The 462-nt window shown below is 67.1% G+C and carries 1 pseudogene; it reads right to left on the bottom strand.

What is annotated here, in order from left to right:
- Positions 1-462: pseudogene (locus MOV75_RS41825) on the bottom strand (caspase family protein); the annotation flags it as partial.

The following is a 462-nucleotide window of genomic DNA, read 5'->3' as shown; positions in this document are numbered from 1 at the left end:
AATGCCAGCCGCACCACCATAACCACCCGCAGCTCCGGCAGCGGCATCACCGGCCTGACGACGCTGCCGGGCGGGACGCTCATCACTGTCGTCGCGCTTCGCCGTTGCGGGCTTGGCCGGCTTGGCGGCGCGCTGTTTCTCGCACTCATTATCGTCGTTGACCGCGTAGCCCTCACGGCAGACGATCTTCGTGCACTTGTCGCCATCGGCCTTGAAACCGTGCTCGCAGACCAGCGGGCAGACCCGCGACGGCTTGGCTTTGACCGCATCCAGCGCATCGGTGCTTGCCATCTTCACGTCGAGCTTGGTGCCGGCATAGCGGTTGAACTGCGACAGCGAGCGCTGCGAGGACGTATTCCAGTTGCCGTCGGCGGCGCCTGAGAAGCAGCCGACGCGGCCAAGCTCGGTCTGCACCGAGCGGCTGAGATCGGCCGGCGCGGTCGCCGGCGTCAGCGACGCAAC

Origin of the sequence: Bradyrhizobium sp. PRIMUS42, from assembly GCF_023006515.1 — a bacterium.
Taxonomy (GTDB): domain Bacteria; phylum Pseudomonadota; class Alphaproteobacteria; order Rhizobiales; family Xanthobacteraceae; genus Bradyrhizobium.
Note: the sequence above shows the minus strand (reverse complement) of the source record. Positions and strands in the feature narration are given on the sequence as shown.